The organism is Edaphobacter modestus (assembly GCF_004217555.1).
Taxonomy (GTDB): Bacteria; Acidobacteriota; Terriglobia; order Terriglobales; family Acidobacteriaceae; genus Edaphobacter; species Edaphobacter modestus.
On the sequence record NZ_SHKW01000001.1, the window covers coordinates 495959 to 514280 of the forward strand.

The window sequence follows — 18322 nt, forward strand, 5'->3', positions numbered from 1 at the left end:
TGCCGCGTTGCGATCCGAAACACGCCATTGTCAAACCCATCTGATTCAGTTTGCAGCTGGCATTCCAGAGCGGAACGCCATGCCAGGGTTTTATGGTTACCCGATCGGAAATAATAGAGAATAGAGGTGAAACTATAAGAGCGCCAACTCAGGAGCATAGCTGGCGCTTGTTTTGAGAGCGCAATACTGAAGAGGAATTAGAAGCGATGAAACTTGCATTACTTGGCTATGGATTTATGGGCGGCGCTCACCTTGCAGCAATTCAGAGAATCGATGGAGTTACGGTGAAATCGGTCTCGTCGCGTACCCGGCCATCAAACCCGGGACCTACACGAGGCAACCTGAACCTTAAAAGTGGTCCCCTGCCAGGAGATGTTGTCTGGCATCCGGATTGGCGCGAGATTCTGAAAGACCCAGAGATCGATGCCGTGGATGTGTGTCTTCCGACCGACTTGCACAAGGAGGTAGTACTCGCCGCGCTTTCCGCGGGCAAGCATGTTTTCTGCGAGAAACCCATGGCGATTCACTCCGAGGACTGCGACGTGATTCTCGCTGCAGCTGAAGTGAGTGGCCATATTTTTATGGTAGGTCAGGTACTGCGATTTATGTACCCATATCGCTATGCCGCAGACTTTATCAAAGAGGTGGGTCATGATGCAGTGAGCCGTTGCGTTCTACGGCGCAGAACCGGTTATCCTGACTGGGGTGGCTGGCTTGGTAAGGAGGAACGGAGCGGTGGAGCAATCTTAGATCTCCTTAGCCACGATCTCGACCAGGCTCTTAGCCTCTTCGGAGCACCGAAATGGGTAAGAGCCGTAAGTCAAGGCCCTGTCGACACTATGAAGGCAACCCTGCAGTATGAGGACGGTTTCGTTGTGCAGGTGGAAGGTGGGTGGTTCGTCCCGGATGTTCCGTTCTCTGCAAGCTTTGAGATAGAGGCAGGCGGCAGGTCGTTGTCATTCCGGGATGGTGCACTTCGTCGCAGAGATGAAAATGGGACGGACCATCTGGTGGAGATTCCAGAACAAGATCCGTACTTCGACGAGATCTTCTACTTCATCGACTGTTGCCGACGGAATGTCTTACCGGCGATTTGCCTCCCTACGGAGTCAGCTGCTGCGGTTCGGCTTTCAAATTTACTCAAGGCATCACGTGATGCGAACGGAAAGGAAATTGCATGGAAAATGTAGAACCGATGGAGATCGGACTGGTCTTCTGGGCCGAGGAGAGTGCTGGGGCGACGCTGCAGCAACTGCGGTCGTTTGGCCTGCAATCGGGCCAACTGGGCGTGCCTCCGACTCTCGATTGTGGCAAGGTGCTTGATGACTGGAAGTCTGAACTTGCAATATCGGGCGTTAACGTCACGGGCGCGGTCTGCTCCTATGCTGGCGAAGATTATTCCACTTTAGCCCGGGTACACGAATCGGTCGGCTTCACCACTTCGTTGTATCGTGCGGAACGTATTGCAAGAACGCGCGAGATTGCGGCGTTCGCACATGCCTTGGGCATCTACGCGGTTTCATGCCATATTGGCTTTATCCCCGCTGACCCACAGGAAGTCCTCTACGCGGAACTTGTCGAGCTTACTCGCGTTCTTTGTGATGCGTGTGCTGAGCACAAACAGAACTTCGTCCTCGAGACCGGGCAGGAAGCAGCGACGGTACTGCTGAGTTTTATCGCAGATGTGAGCCGTACCAATCTAAAGGTAAACTTCGATCCTGCGAACATGATTCTCTATGGATCCGGCGATCCCACTGAGGCACTCGCGCTATTGCAGGAACATGTTCTTTCCGTCCATTGCAAGGATGGTCAATCACCCGTGCCTGGTTCTGGCCTGCTTGGTTCAGAGTGCGCTCTTGGAGATGGCGAGGTCGACTTCCCCGCGTTTTTAGGGCAACTGAAACGGATGGGATATACCGGTTCACTTGCCATCGAAAGAGAAGAACCCAATCTGCAACAAAAGTTGAAAGATATCCAAACGGCTATCGGTCGATTGAAGGAGTGGAAGGCTGACGCTGGGCTTTACGTCAGCTCATAGACGCCGCAACGAGCGAGGGGCGTTCATCCTTTTAGGTAGCCGGAGGCACTGGAGATCCTTATGGATATAACCCCCGTCGCAAGTCATCCTAGTGAAGGACGAACGACCAGAGCGTATCACCAGACGCACAGATAACGTACTGATGACCGTCGAGTTCGAATGTCTGCGGTGCATTGGTGATCTGTCCGATGCGTGCGTTCCAGATAGACCTTCCGTCCATGGCATCGTAGGCCACTAAATTGTTTGAGCCATCTCCGGAGAAAAGAAGACCACCGGCGGTGGTCAGCAGACCGCCACCTCCGATGTTGCTGCTATAGAAACGGTGCCTCCAGCGTGCCTTACCTGTTCTGTAATCGATTGCCGTCAGATAGCTGCCAACTGTACCGACCGGTACCTCTTCCTTCCCACCCAGGCCCATAGAGCCACGAGGGTCGGGATCCGTCAAATACAAAAGCGCAAAAGTGTCGGTTTCGTAGGCGTATAACAAATTGGTGAGTGGCGAAAAGGCGACTGGCTGCCAGTTGATGGTTCCGCTCGAATTAGGAGAACCGAGCGATCCCGCTATCGTGGCGTCCTTAGCAGGATCATGCTGGGGTCCACCGGCAGGCGTCAGACCCTTCGCCCAGTTTGTAGTGAGACCATACCTGCTGGTAACCAGGTGTTCGCCAGTGACACGATCCAGCGTGAAGTAATACCCATTGCGCGCGGCGGTCGCCACCAGTTTGCGCATTTTGCCTTTGAACATCCCATCAAAAAGTACGGGTGTCTGCGCCGAGTCGTAATCATGCATGTCATGCGGCGAGGTTTGGAAATACCATGCCATCTTGCCAGTGTCCACATTGAGCGCAATCAGCGTGCAGGTAAACAGGTTGTCCTTGTCGCCACGAATGCCGGTGGTGTAGGCAGGTGTTGGATTGCCAGTGCCAAAGATATAGAGGTGTGTCTCGGGATCATAAGCACCGGTGATCCAGGTTTGCGCACCGCCATGTTGGGCAGCGTCCAGACTGGCCCATGTATCAGCCCCAGGATCGTCTTTTTTCATTGGTACTGTGTAGAACTTCCACTGTAACTCGCCGGTTTCTGCGTCGTAAGATTGCAGGAAGCCAGGTGAATCAATGTCATTTCCGACTCCGACCAACACATGGTTGCCTATGACAATTGGCGCAGGCGTAGCGAAATAGCCTTGATCCACGCTGGCAATCATCCGGTGCCAGCGTTCCTTACCAGTTTTCGCGTCCAGTGAGACCAGGTAGTCATCGGGCGTCTCCATGTAGAGATAGTTGTTCCACATGCCAAATCCGCGATTTCCGATGTGTGTTCCGCCCTTGGTCTTCCAGAAATAGTGCCACAGCTGGTGTCCGTCGCGCGCATCCAGAGCCCACGCGTTATCAGGCATGGTGACGTACAGAGTTTCATCCACAGCTAAAACAGAACCTTTGATCGAGCCAGAGCGAATATTAATATTTCCAGGTCCCTCGCCGCCGATGGTGAGATTCACAGGGGCGTTACTGGTGTTATCAACGGATCCGAGCGCACCATCTCCTGGTGTGAGTTTAGAAAACCATGCCAAACCAAGATTTTTGACAGTCTGGCGATTTACTGCCGTCAGCGCGCTATAACGCTTGCCACTGTAGTCGCCGTTATACGTTGGCCAGGAGTTCGCTAAAGGCTTTAACAGATCTTGCGGTGAAACGCCGACACCCTGCGCAAACGACGTGGCCGACACCAGAAAAAGGGAAGTGATAGAGAGTATTTGTTGTCTAATTTTCACTTCAAAGTCACCAGGTATGCAGTTATGTCGTGAACGTTCTCATCTGTGTACGTCGGCAGCATGTCCCGGTGCTTCTGTAAGGGATCATGCACAACAACGTGCGGAGTTGGACCGTCGCGTCGATAACTGCGTTCTGTGCCATCGCTCAGGCGAAGCGTCACCAGAAAGTCATCGATGTGAACCAGGCTTCCCGACGCCGGTTGGCCTGGTTTCGTGGTCACCTCTGCGGTTGCTTTCGTTGCCGCACTGTTTCGACCAGTTAATGGACCTCCTGCAAGCCACCGCGCCTGCAAGGTCTTCGGCTCAGGAAAGCGACTTGCAATACCTTTCAAATCGTCCGTGGTGGAGTGACACGTGTTGCAGTGTGCCGCGAAGTAGTTACTTCCGCGGCCAGGATCGCCGACCACAATATCCAACGGCTTTTCTTCGCCTGGCGGTTTGCCCTGACTGCCGATGGCGCCGATCATGCTACGCAGGTATGCTGCCACAGCTCCTGCATCCTGATCACTAAGACCGATATTGGGCATTCCCTGCGCCTGACGCGCTCCTTGAATGATCGGGACGATCATTTCTCCGTGCTCATCGCTAAGCGCTGCCTGCGAACGGAGAAGGTTGGGGCCGCCCATGTCGCCCCCGCGCAGGTCCGCTCCGTGGCAGGCCTGGCAATTAATTCCATAGAGTGTCTTACCGTGCGCCACTGTCGCAGGATCTTCGGTTGCACGTGGCTGGCCGGAATTGAACGAACCAGGTGCCTGTCCAGCCATTGCTACAAGCGTCACTGGAGAGTCCCAACATACAACAGCCAGGGCAGTGCCCAGAAATGCTGTACCTATGGCAAGAAAACGGAATCGGATATTGATCATAGCTTAATGCAGCAAGGCACAGCGAAACACGCCAGTCTTTTCGAGTTTGTCGATTTTCGTACGTAAACTGCAATTCCCACGACCGCGACATGCGCGAAGTAGTGAAAGCGCGTTCACGTCAACGGGAACTGATTGAATTTTTACTACACGCTGGAATGTCTGTACAGGTCTACCGCTCTAAGGGCAATTTGGGGTGCAGCGTGACCCTCCAATCCGCTAGCGGTGTATGGGTGCTGATTTTCTTCGTTTGCGGCTTTGATCCTGTGTATCGAAGCGAGCTGCGGTGCGGTTACCGTCTTGCTCGCGGTGATTTTGGTCCCCAGTTTCCATAATGATGGAATTTTCTCGGGAGTACTCTCAATAGACGCTGTATGGTCGGAAACGCCGGTGCCCCCCGCATTCAGACCATCTACCGTAACAGAGTTGCAAAACCAGAGTGGCCGTTGGCAGGTTTCGTTCGAGCCAGAGTGGGGCAACACACGGAGAATGTGGCTTCAAAAGGCTGGTCGACTGGACGAAACATCCTGAGTAGGAAATTCAACACTATTCCGGCACAGCGATCTACAGAAAAACTTAAAACTTGAATCTGCGTCGAAATCAGCACTCGATGCTACTGAATTCGGGTGGAGGCGGGTTCTCACTCACCTCCACCGGTTCTGGGGACACAGGATAAGCTACTGTTCGATGAACACTGTTTTCTCGCGCTCGAGGCCATCTTGCGCTAAAGCATTTCCTCTTTGTACAACGATTGTCCTTGAGGTTTTATCTGCCCCACATCTCTTTCCACCTCGCTGCCCCGGTCCCATTCTGAGAAAGGTGTCCTAATTTGAAGATCCCTTTATCAATGTAGTCGACCTGTTTCGGCTGATTGTCCGAATCAGAACATCCTCATGGGCTATCGGACCGCGAAATTCGACAGTCTATCCACCAGGAACCAGCAGGTCACATTCAATTTTCATGATTTACGTCACGCCGGAGGGCGTACAGCAAGAGGGATGACGGTTGCGACGAGAACGATCAGAGCGAGAGCATGGAGGCCGCTGCTATAGTTGCCGCTTGTCTGACGCATGTGAGTCGGACGACGGATTCTGGGCGTCGAGTGGGGTATTCCTGGGTTGAGGCTCTAGCTCGTTGACTAGGGAGTGGTCCTTCGAGTGGATGCCTCCTGTGCGGCCGCAGCACGCGAGGCTTTCAACCAACTTATGCAACGGCAGCTCCTCTCTCTTCAGAGGTCCGGAGCAGTGCGTCTTGCACTACTCCGGGGTTGCTGCTCATCATATGCTCTCGATTTACTTCTCCGGCGTGACAACAACTTCGCTCTTGCTGATCTTCGCCAGAAACTCCTCGCCGGTGCCGAGGTGTTCGTCAACCAGGCGCGACGGCGTGTGCGACAGCCACTCGCCCAGCGAGATGTCCTGGTACTCGGCGGTCGGGAAGACCTCGAGGAACACCAGGTCGTCGTCGCCGATGTTCTCCACATAGTGCGGCATCGACTGATCGACGTAGCCCACATCGCCCGGGTGGAAGTCCATCGTGCGCGCACGTCCAGCCGCCGCATAGACGCACATGCGGGCCGTACCCTTCACGAAGTACTGCCACTCGTCCGCGTTCGGGTGCCAGTGCAGCTCACGCAATCCGCCCGGCTTCAGCGTCACGATCGCTGCAGCGATGCCGGTGATGGGGAAGTTGTGGACGTCCACGATCTTCACGCTGCCGCCCGCGGTCACCTTGGTCGGCTTCATCGTGGACGCGTAGAAGGCATACGTGTCGGGCACCGGTCCGGTAACCGCATACACCTGCTTCTTCTCCTCGGCCAGAGAACGCGGAAGCTCGGTCGGGAAGATGAACTTCTCCTTGGGCACGTTCTTGAACACCGACGCGTCGACGCCGAAGTTCTTCGCCAGAATTTCCTTGGGTGTGTGGTGCAGCCACTCGGTCAGCAGGAAGGTCTCGTACTCGCTGAAGTTGCCATCGTCGAACACCAGCAGGAACTGACAGCCATCCTCGCCCAGGCCCTGGATCGAGTGCGGTACGCCACCCGGGAACAGCCAGAGATCTCCTTCCTTCACGTCCTCAACGAACGCACGGCCCTTCTGGTCCACCGCCGTGACACGCGCGCTGCCGGCCGTCATGTACGCCCACTCCGAGCCCACGTGCCAGTGCAACTCGCGAACGCCGCCCCCGATCAGACGCATCTCCACGCCGGCCATCTTCTTCGACAGCGGGAAGTCACGGATCGTCACCTGACGCGTCCAGCCGCCCGCTTCAATGCGCTTGCGGGCAAATCCCATCGGGTACTTGAACGGAGGCTGTCCACCCGCATCGGTGGTCGGCGGAAACATCGAATCCGGCTCCTGAGCCTCCAGGCTCGGGTTCTTCGGGCCCCGCTCCTGCTCGTTAACGCCGGTGTGCGTGTCGCCGCTCAGATCCCTCGTCTGCTGCGCCGCAGCGACGATCGGCAGGCTGGCTGCCGCTACCAGAGCCGCCGAGGTCTTGCCGAGAAACGATCTCCGGCTGACGCCGTCCTTGCTCATTTTATCGTTTTGTTCTGTCATGCTTGTACCTTCCTTTGTTTGTTTGGATCCATTTGCAATGGATACTTTGTGACCCGCGCACATACTGTCCGAGGGTCCGTCGAAGTAACGATTCACAAATCGCTGCGCCTGCGACGCATCTTCGATGCATCAATGCCGTTTTGGTCGCATGAACACTGCTCTCCGAGACGGAGAAGCTCGAAGGCTGCAAGCCCTGAGTTGACCTTAGGGCTCAACTCACTCCAGATCCCTATGGTCTCCACTCCATCCGTGCGCCATGTGCTTTGCTGCTCTCTAAGCCTTCTTACCTCGCTTCCGCCGGTGGCCTGATCAGAAGAGGCAGGATGGTCGAGAGCGCCATGATGCCGGCGATCATGTGCAAGCCTGTGGTGTAGTTCCCCGTGGCCTGGCGCATATGCGCGATCAGCAGCGGTCCGAAGGCGCTGGCGAACCCCCATGCAGTCAGGATGAGTCCATAAATCGACCCAATGTTGGCTGGGCCGAAGTAGTCCGCCGCGAACGCCGGCAAGGTGCCGAAGCCGCCGCCATAACACATCAGGATGATGAAGCTGACCAAAGTCACTATGCCGGCCGTATGCAGGCTGGGAATAAACCAGAACAGGCCAATCTGCAGAAGGAACATGACCACGAAGGTCGCACGCCGACCCAGCAGGTCAGAGGCCCAGGCCCAGAAGACACGGCCGAGCGCATTGCCGATGGCCACGATGCCTACCATGCCGGCCGCGACGATTGCGGTGGTCTTCGCAAACTCCTGGAACATCGGAGACTCCTGCGAGATGATCGAGATACCGGCCGAGGTGTTCAGGAACAGCAGCAGCCACAACGCCCACCACTGCCAGGTCTTCAACGCCTGGCCCAGGGTATAGGACGTAACCGTCCCCGTTACATTCTGCGTCTGGACCGGTGCCCAGCCGGCTGGCGCCCATCCCTCGGGCGGATTCTGCATGAAGAAGCCGGTCGCCACGGTGAGGAGCAAGAAGGCGATGCCGAGATAGGCAAAGGTATGCAGTACGCCGACGGTCTGGATCAGGTGAGTGGCCAACGGAGCGGTGATCAGAGCGCCGAAGCCAAAGCCTCCGACCGCAATGCCCGTCATCAGGCCGCGGCGGTCGGGAAACCACTTCACCAACACATAGATGGGCACGATATAGGCGAAGCCAAGCCCCGTCCCACCGATCACGCCATAGCTGAGATAGAGCCACCACAGGCCGATGCTCGAGAAGCTGGCCAGAATCAAACCGCCGCCGTACAGCACGCCACCGGTGATGGCAACGACGCGCGGGCCGACCCGCTTCGACCAGAGGCCACCAAAGAACGACGCGAACCCGACGACCATGATCGCAATGGTGAAGGTCAGGGTAATCTGCGAGATGCTCCAATGAAACTGCTTGGCCAGCGGTACACGGAACACGCTCCATGCATAGACAGCTCCCAAGGCAACTTGCATCAGGATTCCAGCAACGGCAATCCACCAACGATTGTAGTCATTGTTGTCGGGCATGGTTGGTTTGTTTTGTTCCCTTTCTATTTTTGTGTTGTTGAAGTTTCAGATTGCTTGTCGACGCGGAAGCGATAGGTGAGAGAGAAGTAGCCGATCGTTTCCGCGGCGCCGTGCTTGTTGTCGACGAGTACTTCGCCGGGAAACAGATGGCCCACACCGATGTTCGCCACAATGTGATCGTGGTAAACGTACTTTGCGGAAGCATCAAATTCTTGCCCGAGGCTGGTAGTGGCGAAGCCGCCGGTGGGCGGTTTGAGGGTGACCGAGCCCGAGCTGGAGTAGATGGAGTCGTTCTTCTGGGCGAGATTCAGAAAACCTCCCTGGAACAACATGGTGAAGTTCTTGCTGGGTCCGAGATCGAGGTTGATGCGTTCCTGGCGAATGTTCTGATAACCGAAAAGATCGACGAGTCCGAAGGCGTTGTGATTGGACGGATAGGACTGATCGTAGGTCGCGATGACGTTGGAGTTGGCATTGTTGTTGCCTGTGGCGTAGTCGAATTCGCCACCGATGCGCGGTGTCCAGGGCACTTTCGCGAGCGTGTAGGAGAGTTTATCGAAGGTTTGCCCTGCATGGATTGAGTTGTTGGAGTAACTGCCGCGCTGCAGCGAGGCGTTGGCTTCGTAGGCGAAGTGGGCAGGCAGTGCGCCTTCAATTTCGGCTCCGAAGGTTGTTTCGATCTCGTTGCCCTTGATGCCCTGGTTGCTGGTAACGCCGCGCGCAGTATGAACGAGGACGTAAGGGGAGAGATGCACCTTCGGAATCCATGTGGTGATGGAGCCGTAGGCGCCGTGGAAGTTTAGGCCGGCACCGTGCTTGTCGAGCGATGTGGGATGCACGGCGACGACGGAGGTGGAGAAAAGGTCTATACGGTTCTTGTCGCCGATGCGCGCGTCGAAGCCGTCCCAGGTGCGGCTATTGTTGGTCCAGTCGCTGATACCGATGATGCGCTCACTACCGAACTTCAACTCCTGGCGGCCGGCGATGATCTCGATAGGCACGCCGCCCGGACGTTCGTGAAAATCTAGATAGCCCTGGCGAAGGTCGAAGGCGTCACGCATGTTGGCGGCGACGACGTGCGTGGGCAGCCCGAGCGCGTGCGTATCCATGAACTGGAGATAGCCGGTAAGAAAGCTGGTCGGCCTGACTTCTACCGCTCCATAGGCGCGAGTGAGCTCGTAGATGCGATCTCCGTTCTGGGTGTAGTTGAAGGAGGTTTGGCCCTCCGTGCGGCCGCGAAGCTCCATGCTGAGCGTCATCCAGGAAGGCAGATCGTTCCATTGAAGAGATTCAACCTTGCCGCGTTTTTGGGGATAGTCGGAGTAGAGAGTTTCCTGTGCGATGGCGTGAATAGAGGAAAAGGCGACGATTGCGGCGAGGGCGATCAGGGTGATTCGAGTGTTCGAGGGGGGACGATTACGAAACGATTTGAATCTCACTACTGTTCTCCGATAGAACTGCTAACAGGCTTTGCCAGCCATAGGATTTGCGAAGGTATCCGTGTTGTCTTCGTCGCTGAGGTCCAGGCAGGCGAAGTCCTTTTCGATGGCGACTTCGAGAACCGTACCTTCCGCGACAGGGAGTGATGCGTAAATGCCGACCTGGTGTTCGCCGCTCCAGCTCACGAGTTGGTCCTGAGATAGGCTCACGACGATCTGCTGTGAAGCGAGCACGACGTGCACTGGCTGGTTGTGTGAACCGATTCCGAGGACATAACCCAGACTTGCTGGGGGATCGGCGGGAAAAAGCACGCTTTCCTGGATGCGTTTGCCTGCCTGCAGGGAGGTGAGTTCCGAGCGAGTCACGCGCAGGCGCAGTGAATTTCCTTTCAGTCTAAGTTTCATGAGTTGGCCTCCGGGTTATGTAGGTGGGTAATGCGATCGATCCCGTGGTAGACGTTGAATCGCCGGTCGCGCAGAAAGCCGATGAGGGTGATATCGAATTCCTGAGCGACTTTTACGGCCAGGCTGGAGGGCGCGCCGACCGCGGCCACCATAGGAATGCCGGCCATTGCGGACTTCTGCAGCAGTTCGAAGCTGACGCGACCGGAGAGCATCAAGACCTTGTCGTACAAGGGAATGGTGTCAGCAAGAAACTGGTTGCCTAGAAGCTTGTCTACGGCGTTGTGGCGGCCGACGTCTTCGCGCGAAAGTATAAGCTGGCCCTCTGGAGTGAAAAGCGCTGCGCCGTGCAGACCGCCGGTCGCAGCAAAGACCTGCTGGGAGTTGCGAAGCAGGCCTGGCAAAGCATAGAGCGTTTCGGCGGAGAGGGAGAGGTCGTTGCGGCGACGGGGTGGACAGACCGAACGGAGGGCCAACAGGGAAGCCTTACCGCAGATACCGCAGCTCGATGTGGTGTAAAAATTGCGCTCCAGTGTCGCGGCACGGAATTCGACGCCGGGCTCGATTTCGACGCGAACGATGTTGCCGGGGATTGTGTGTTGCAGTGCGCCGGGAGAGGAGTTGTTGGGTGGGGCTGTGCCGGGAGAGGAGTTGTTGGGTGGGGCTGTGCCGGCGGCTTTGTCGATGTGCACGATCTGTGTGCTGTCTTCAAGCACGCCTTCGGTAAGGAGAAATCCGGCTGCTAGCTCTTCGTCGTGGCCTGGGGTGCGCATGGTGACGGTGATGGATTTCGTGCGCCGGGCATCGGAGGGACCGAACGTGAGTTGTATTTCAAGCGGCTCTTCCACCGCTAGAAGATCTGCGACTGTCTCGGAGGCTGCGCGATCTATGCGAGAAATCGTGACCGGGGAGGCGGAACCTGGATGGGACTCGGGATAGTCGTGAAGTGGCTTTTTGGCATCCATCGAGTTCGTTTCAAAAGCCGTTTGCGCCACGAGCATCCCTTCGAAAACCATCTGGTAATCGGAATATTTAAAAATCCAATTACGAATGCAAAACTACATCTTCCATTTGAATATCCGTCCTAGCGATGTGCAATCGAGCAGCCAAAGGGCGGATGGCGAATGTTGAGTCTTTTCAGCAATAGGTCAGCACTTGGTGTTTCGCTCCGTGACTGAAGGTCGACAGTGTTGTCAGTATTTCGACTCGGTTCATTATGATGAGGCGAAAGGCCCTTAGGGAGCAGGATTCAACGCAACGAGAAATTTTTGTGGAGGAATTGAAAAAAACGAGGAGAAATTCAAAAGTCCGCACTAGAGAAACGAGCGCAGACTTAATTACGAAACACCGTATCCCGGTCTCCGGTGATGCTGATCTAGAAAAGTTTGCGGTTGAGGGTTCGAATGCAAGAGACGATGAGTGAAGTACTTCCGCCGTCGATGAAGGTAGAGTCTGGCGAAACAGTTCATCTGAGGATTGATGGACGAGAGGTAGAAGCCCAACCATCGGATTTGTTACTCGAGGCAGTACTGCGGGAAAAGGATATTCCGCATGTTTGCTATCACTCTGCGCTGATGGGACCGATTCAGACCTGCGACACCTGCATGGTAGAGGTGGATGGGAAGCTGGTCCGCTCCTGCGGGATGAAGGTTACACCAGGTATGGATGTCGTAACGGAGTCGAAGCGGGCAGTGGATGCACGCGCCGAGGCCTTCGACGTGATCCTGGGCAATCACATGCTCTACTGCACGGTTTGCGACAACAACAACGAAAACTGCACTGTACACAATACGGCGCTCGCGATGAAGGTGGAGCACCAGGAACATGAGTTTAAGGCGAAGCCGTATCCGGTGGACATGTCCAACCCGTTCTACCGTTACGATCCGAGTCAATGCATTCTGTGCGGGCGCTGCGTGCAGGCTTGCCAGACTGTGCAGGTAAACGAGACGCTGAGCATCGGATGGGAGTTGGAAAGGCCGCGGGTGCTGTGGGACGGCGGGATGCAGATTGGCGGATCGAGCTGTGTCTCCTGCGGACACTGCATTACGGTTTGCCCGTGCAACGCACTGATGGAGAAGTCGATGCTGGGCGAGGCGGGTTATCTGACCTCGACACCGCAAGAGTCACTGGACAAGATGATTGAAGTCATCAAGGCCATTGAGCCTGAAATGGGCTATGGCGCCGTGATGCAGGTATCGCAGGTTGAGGCGACGATGCGCGAAGAACGCATCAAGAAGACGAAGACCGTCTGTACCTATTGCGGCGTGGGTTGCTCGTACGATGTGTGGACCAAGGACCGCAAGATCCTGAAGATCGAGCCGCTGCATGGCGATGCCAATGCGATTTCTACCTGCGTGAAAGGCAAGTTCGGCTGGGACTATGTGAACCACAAGGATCGCCTGCGGAAGCCGCTGATCCGTGAAGGAAGCGGGTTTCGCGAAGCAGAGTGGGAGGAGGCGCTCACGCTTGTCGCGCGCCGACTGGGCGAGATCAAGAAGGAGTCCGGCCCCGATTCGATCGGCGTGGTGGTCTCTTCAAAGACCACCAACGAAGATGGCTACCTGATGCAGAAGCTGGCCCGCGCTGTGATCGGGACCAACAACGTGGACAACTGCTCACGCTACTGCCAGTCACCAGCCACGGCAGGGTTGTTCAGGACGGTCGGTTATGGCGGTGACTCAGGATCGATTGAAGATATTGCTCAGTCGAAGCTGGTACTGATCGTCGGCAGCAATACGGCGGAGAGCCACCCGGTGCTTGCGACACGGGTGAAGCGGGCGCACAAGCTCTTTGGCCAGCGGCTGATCGTAGCCGACCCGCGTGAACATGAGATGGCGACCCGTGCCGACATCCACTTTCGGCCGAAGCCGGGATCCGATCTGGTCTGGCTCTGCGCGTTCAGCCGCTATATGTTCGATCACGGCTATGCGAAGACGGACTTCATCGCGCAGCACGTCAACTACGTGGAGGAGTATCGCAAGAGCCTCGAGCCGTTCACGATGGAGTTTGCGGCGAAGCAATGTAATGTGCCGATCGAAACTCTGACAGCAGTGGCCGAAGAGATTGCCCACGCGGAGACGATGTGTGTGCTATGGGCCATGGGGATCACGCAGCATGTGATGGGGTCGGACTCTTCGACCGCTATCAGCAATTTGCTGTTGACCACAGGGAACTATATGAGACCCGGTTGCGGCGCTTATCCGCTGCGCGGCCATAACAATGTTCAAGGCGCCAGCGATATGGGGGCGATGCCGAACAACTTCCCAGGGTATCAACCAGTTACGAACGACGAGGTACGCAGTAAGTTCGAGAAGACCTGGAGCGTCACCTTGCCCGCGAAGGTCGGCCTGGACAACCACCAGATGGTGGATGGAGTCTATGATGGCACGCTGCGGGCGATGTATCTGGCCGGGGAAGACATGATCTCGGCGGACTCGAATGCGAACCATGTCGCGGGCGCTTTTGAGAAGTTGGACTTCTTCGTGGTGCAGGACATCTTCTTCACGGAGACGTGCCGCTATGCCGATGTGGTTCTGCCTGGGGCGCCGGCGCTTGAAAAAGATGGGACCTTCACCAGCACAGAGCGGAGGATCCAGAGGCTGTATCAGGCCCTGCCAGAATTGGGCGATGCGCGGGCTGACTGGAAGATTACGCAGGACATCGCCAACCGCATGGGCGGCAATTGGAACTACACTCATCCCTCAGAGATCATGGCCGAGATGGCCTCGCTGACTCCGCTCTATGCGGGTGCCAGTTTCGAACGGCTGGAGAACTACAACACGCTCCAGTGGCCCGTTCATCCGGACGGCACGGATGAGCCGATTCTCTATGTGAATGGGTTCAACTTTGCGGACAAGAAAGCGCGGTTCTTTCCGCTCCAGTTTCGCGAACCGAGCGATGAGCCCTCGGTTGAGTTCGATCTGTTTCTGAATAACGGGCGGCAGCTGGAGCACTTTCATGAAGGCAATATGACGCACCGCGTTGCCGGGATTCATGAGGAGACTCCGGAGCGGTATGTCGAAGTATCGGAAGAGCTTGCCCAGGAGCGCCAGATCGAGTCGGGCCAGTGGGTGAGGCTGACCAGCCGGTACGGGTCGCTGAGGATCAAGGTATTGGTGACGGCCCGCGTTGTCGGCAAGCAGGTTTATCTTCCGTTGGCTTCGGAAGAGGGGCCGGTCAATGTTCTTACTGGGTCCCATACCGACTCGGCTACGGATACTCCGGCGTACAAGGAAACTGTCGTAAAGATGCAGGTGCTTCCAGAGAGGGGAAGCAATCCGCTGAAGCCGCTGAACTTCCGCTACTCCGGCAAGCCTACGCCCCAAATGGGCGTGGAGGTAGAGCGCAAGTGGAAGCGAGCAGATTACCGGGCACCTGGCTCTGCCGGACTGGTACAAATACAAGTCCGCTCGACGCGTTGAGCAAGAAACTAAGGAAAGGGAATTCACGATGGCGGTTGCAGTCGATTTTCGGAGGTTTGAACCTGCGGACTCCCGCGATGATTTGCTGCGGAAAGTGAAAGCGGCGCCCGCGGAACACGCGGAGGCGATCCTGGCAGCCTACGAGGTGCTGGAGAAGCTACACGAGAAAGATGTTCTCAGTACGGTCAATGGCCTACTCGGAGCGAAGGACATGGTCGTGGACCGCCTGGCAGATGTAGTGAGTTCTGCGGAAATGGTCAACCTTCTGCGGCTAGCCTTGCTGGCAGGAAATCTGGTGAAGCACATCAACCCGGACGATCTACATGACGTCCTGGAAGAAGCGGCTGGTAAGCCTCCGAGCTTCTTTGAGATCGTCCGGCGAATGATTTCGAAGGATGCGCGACGTGCGCTGGGCGCCTTCGGTGCGGTACTAAATATCTTCGGGGCAGCGCTGGGAAGGAAGAACGGTCCAGCTTAGAGCAGCCTAGAGTGAGCGGCGGAAGTGGCCAGGAGTGACGCCGACATAGCGGCGAAAGACTGTTGTGAACTGGCTTTGGTCCTGAAAGCCGCAGCGCTGCGCGATCTCCAGAAGAGTGAACTCTTTTTGTTTCAGTAGCGTATAAGCGCGCTCGATGCGCATTTGGACCATGTACTTATGTGGTGTCATGCCCATGGATTGCCGAAAAAGGGCAATCAGGTAGTTAGGGCTGATCTCCGCCACACGCGCAAGCTCTTCGAGCGTTATGGATTCATCCAGGTGTTGTTCAATGTAAGCCAGAACCCGCCGCTCGCGGCTGGGCCCCATACCTCCTCGTATGGAGGCAGTGGCGGGAATCCGATTGCTATAGGAACGGACGAGATGGGTCGCCGTCAGAGCGGCCACCGATTGCGTGAACATCGTCGAAAGATGACCGTCCAGGCTTTCGCGATGGAGAGTCTTTGCCAGTTCGATGAGTAAAGGATCACGCACCAACAAGGAAGGGATGAGGCTCACTTGCACTCTGGCAGGAGCTTCTTCCACCATATTTTGGAAAAACACCTCATTGAGGTAAAGGTGGATCAAGGTCGCAGGGCGGTCGAAGTGTATGACATGAGGAATGCCTGGAGGAACGATCCAGACTATATCACCGTTCATCTCCCGACGTTCGATGTTGCCATACGTGCCCTGCCATTCACCGCGCACCTGCGCAGGGCTCAGGGCAACCGTGATCTGGGTGCAGTCGTGAATGTGACGCTCCCAAATGGAGCGATGCTGCTCCGCGGTGTAGAGGCTGTAGTCGGCATAGTCCTGCGAGACGTATTCACTCGGGGGACCCGGTTTCAAACCAACTAAAAACTGCTTGTGCCCGATCGTATGGGCAGAGTTTTGTTGGGGTAAGTTTGGCATAGTAACGCACACTCGACCACTAGATAATTTTAGCCCATTATCGCCATCGATAGGCTGGGCCACCTGCTGCTGACCGTGACCCCGACCGACCGGAGCGAGCGCGCGCAGGTGGAAACTCTGGCGCAACAGATGCAACAGGTGCCGTTGCCGTTCGTGTCCAACGCAGCGATAAGACTTGCTGGTGTGCCTTTGGTGTTTGGCGAATCATCGGAGGAGGTTATGTTTTTCCATGGATCGTCATCAGACCCAGAGCGAGGGTAATGGTGCCAAGAATACCCTCCGCCACACCTATCGTTCCTGACTGGACGAGACCGGAGCGCCGATGAAGGTGCAACTGGAACTCATGCGTTATGCTTCGATCCGATCGCCTTCTTCCACATCGACCTGGCCGAGGTGATGACCGCCGAGGGCAAGCTCTAGCGCACTTGTCCGACTTCATCGCAGCCTACAACTTCGCCAGACGACGTAAGATACTACGCGGCCTCACACCCTACGAAGCCATCTGTAACCTCTGGACCCAAAAACCCACCAGATTTACACTCAACCCCATCGATCAAATGCCGGGACTAAACACACCTCCAACTTGCCGAACTGATGATCGGTTACAGTCATCAAGCGGACCTGCCCAAGCGGCGGAATGATTGCCCGGATCGTGTTGCGGTGGGAGTCCGCTGCTTCTTCGCTGGGGAGATACCGTGCGTAGATCGAATACTGCAACATCATAAATCCATCTTTGAGCAGGCCTTTGCGAAAGCGTGTAGTTGCGCTTGTTCTCCGGTGTCTCTCTACCGGCAGGTCGAACATGGCTATGAGCCACAATGATCGATACGCTGAAAGAAGCTGTCCTTTCATGGCAATCCACGACCGCATCCGTAAAGTAATTCCTGGCCAGCAGCAACAGCAGCCCTCACTTCGTCAGCTTCCACTCGACGAACTCCTCGCCTCATGGTGACTTCCTCCACACGGGGGATGAGGCGATTCGGTATCTCAGGATCGCGAGCATCCCCTGCAATGCACTTTGCCAGCGAATTTACTGTGCGCAAGACGATATCGAACAGAGATCGTTTTTCGCTATCGAGGAGATAGCGCGAAGTTGTTGCGCCAATCATCCAGCTCTTCGTCTTTGAGGCGAACGGCCATTCTGCATCAGATGCCGCTCTATCTCCTTCGCAAATGCGCTCTTTATCACCGCTTAGAGGATGGAATTAGGACATGGCTTCTTCCACCTCAGCCAGCGACGCGGCTTCAAATCCAACCGCAAAGAGGTAAAGAAGAGCGCCAAGGAAAATGAAGACCCCAGCCAAGTCAAAGAGAACATAAATACATTGCGGGAGGAGATGAAAGCTGCAGACGCCAAGACCTTGGGGAGTACTTCGCGGGTCTTGATCCTTATACTCAAAAGGTGCGCCGCCGCTGGATCGCGCGCAAGATGTTCGAGCAGGAGTTCGACAGAATCTGGGAGGCGCAACAGCCACATTATTCCACGATCCTCACCCAAGAGCTGCGCGAGAAGATGTGGCAACTACTCTTTTTGAGCGGCCCATCGCCAAACAAGAACACCTCATCGGGAGATGCGAGTTAGAGCCAGGCAAGCGTCGTGCCCCAGGGGCTTTACTGGCGGCGGCGCAGCGCTTCCGCATCCTGCAGAGATCAACGATCTGCATCTCAGCCGACCTGGCAGTCTGCACTCCATCGACTTGACCCCGGAGCAACGCGAGACCTTATACCAACTGCTCGACCGCAGACGATCCGAAAACTACTCGGCATCCCCGACGAGCTTCAGATTAACCTAGAGCGGGCCGACAAATCCATGCGCGGCAACTTCACGCAGCAGCACATGCTTGACGTCTTCGGCCATCGATGGGAAACCCATCCCGATCCGTACGAAAAGCGTTATGCGTTTTGGATTAAGGAGAGGCAGGTCGCTCTGACGTCCGTGAAGCCG

Annotated in this window: 14 protein-coding genes; 5 read left to right on the forward strand and 9 right to left on the reverse strand. The window is 56.1% G+C overall.

Features of this window, described 5'->3' with window-relative positions; translation table 11 throughout:
• Positions 1-206 precede the first annotated feature (206 nt).
• Entirely contained in the window at positions 207-1190 is a 984-nt protein-coding gene (locus tag BDD14_RS02050; RefSeq protein ID WP_130417362.1) for a Gfo/Idh/MocA family protein, read from the forward strand.
• Positions 1178-2038: a sugar phosphate isomerase/epimerase family protein gene (locus BDD14_RS02055; protein ID WP_207231661.1), complete on the forward strand. Its 861-nt coding sequence runs from the start codon at positions 1178-1180 to the stop codon at positions 2036-2038. Before BDD14_RS02050 ends, BDD14_RS02055 begins: the two co-directional genes overlap by 13 nt.
• 88 nt (positions 2039-2126) lie before the next feature.
• On the opposite strand, the gene BDD14_RS02060 is transcribed toward BDD14_RS02055, so the two are convergent.
• The 7 genes from BDD14_RS02060 to fdhD all read right to left on the reverse strand — a co-directional run bounded on the left by BDD14_RS02060 (position 2127) and on the right by fdhD (position 11564).
• Positions 2127-3809, reverse strand: a complete 1683-nt coding sequence (locus tag BDD14_RS02060; RefSeq protein WP_207231662.1) for an acido-empty-quinoprotein group A — start codon at positions 3807-3809, stop codon at positions 2127-2129.
• A complete protein-coding gene (locus tag BDD14_RS02065) occupies positions 3806-4588 on the reverse strand; it encodes a c-type cytochrome (RefSeq protein WP_207231663.1) in 783 nt (260 codons plus the stop codon). The genes BDD14_RS02060 and BDD14_RS02065 overlap by 4 nt, the downstream gene beginning before the upstream one ends.
• Positions 4589-5961: 1373 nt before the next feature.
• Entirely contained in the window at positions 5962-7227 is a 1266-nt protein-coding gene (locus BDD14_RS02070) for a cupin domain-containing protein (protein ID WP_130417364.1), read from the reverse strand.
• 283 nt (positions 7228-7510) lie between these two features.
• Positions 7511-8728 (reverse strand): L-lactate MFS transporter, encoded by a 1218-nt coding sequence (locus tag BDD14_RS02075; RefSeq protein ID WP_130417365.1) that lies wholly within the window; start codon positions 8726-8728, stop codon positions 7511-7513.
• 23 nt (positions 8729-8751) lie between these two features.
• Entirely contained in the window at positions 8752-10167 is a 1416-nt protein-coding gene (locus BDD14_RS02080; RefSeq protein WP_130417366.1) for an alginate export family protein, read from the reverse strand.
• Between the two features lie 21 nt (positions 10168-10188).
• Positions 10189-10572 carry a DUF7009 family protein gene (locus BDD14_RS02085; protein ID WP_130417367.1) on the reverse strand — a complete coding sequence of 128 codons (384 nt, stop codon included), beginning with the start codon at positions 10570-10572 and terminating at the stop codon, positions 10189-10191.
• Positions 10569-11564, reverse strand: a complete 996-nt coding sequence (fdhD, locus tag BDD14_RS02090) for a formate dehydrogenase accessory sulfurtransferase FdhD (protein ID WP_423201741.1) — start codon at positions 11562-11564, stop codon at positions 10569-10571. The genes BDD14_RS02085 and fdhD overlap by 4 nt, the downstream gene beginning before the upstream one ends.
• A gap of 420 nt (positions 11565-11984) precedes the next feature.
• Between fdhD and fdhF the strand changes: the two genes are divergently transcribed.
• Both fdhF and BDD14_RS02100 read left to right on the forward strand, forming a co-directional pair.
• Positions 11985-14990, forward strand: a complete 3006-nt coding sequence (gene fdhF / locus BDD14_RS02095; protein ID WP_242617671.1) for a formate dehydrogenase subunit alpha — start codon at positions 11985-11987, stop codon at positions 14988-14990.
• Between the two features lie 28 nt (positions 14991-15018).
• Complete coding sequence (locus tag BDD14_RS02100; protein ID WP_130417370.1) at positions 15019-15468, forward strand: helical membrane plugin domain-containing protein; 450 nt, start codon at positions 15019-15021, stop codon at positions 15466-15468.
• Positions 15469-15474: 6 nt separating this feature from the next.
• Here BDD14_RS02100 and BDD14_RS02105 read toward each other — a convergent pair whose 3' ends face one another.
• Positions 15475-16314, reverse strand: a complete 840-nt coding sequence (locus tag BDD14_RS02105; protein WP_242617672.1) for a helix-turn-helix domain-containing protein — start codon at positions 16312-16314, stop codon at positions 15475-15477.
• A gap of 603 nt (positions 16315-16917) precedes the next feature.
• Entirely contained in the window at positions 16918-17229 is a 312-nt protein-coding gene (gene cas2 / locus BDD14_RS02115; protein ID WP_207231664.1) for a CRISPR-associated endonuclease Cas2, read from the reverse strand.
• A gap of 663 nt (positions 17230-17892) precedes the next feature.
• Here cas2 and BDD14_RS31550 point away from each other — a divergent pair.
• Positions 17893-18078, forward strand: a complete 186-nt coding sequence (locus tag BDD14_RS31550; RefSeq protein WP_165419878.1) for a hypothetical protein — start codon at positions 17893-17895, stop codon at positions 18076-18078.
• Positions 18079-18322 lie beyond the last annotated feature (244 nt).

Bases quoted from the DNA above. Each gene is read 5' to 3' on its own strand.
- BDD14_RS02050 (WP_130417362.1), top strand. From the start codon at position 207: ATGAAACTTGCATTACTTGGCTATGGATTTATGGGCGGCGCTCACCTT.
- BDD14_RS02055 (WP_207231661.1), top strand. From the start codon at position 1,178: ATGGAAAATGTAGAACCGATGGAGATCGGACTGGTCTTCTGGGCCGAG.
- BDD14_RS02070 (WP_130417364.1), bottom strand. From the start codon at position 7,227: ATGACAGAACAAAACGATAAAATGAGCAAGGACGGCGTCAGCCGGAGA.
- BDD14_RS02075 (WP_130417365.1), bottom strand. From the start codon at position 8,728: ATGCCCGACAACAATGACTACAATCGTTGGTGGATTGCCGTTGCTGGA.
- BDD14_RS02085 (WP_130417367.1), bottom strand. From the start codon at position 10,572: ATGAAACTTAGACTGAAAGGAAATTCACTGCGCCTGCGCGTGACTCGC.
- fdhF (WP_242617671.1), top strand. From the start codon at position 11,985: ATGAGTGAAGTACTTCCGCCGTCGATGAAGGTAGAGTCTGGCGAAACA.
- BDD14_RS02100 (WP_130417370.1), top strand. From the start codon at position 15,019: ATGGCGGTTGCAGTCGATTTTCGGAGGTTTGAACCTGCGGACTCCCGC.
- cas2 (WP_207231664.1), bottom strand. From the start codon at position 17,229: ATGAAAGGACAGCTTCTTTCAGCGTATCGATCATTGTGGCTCATAGCC.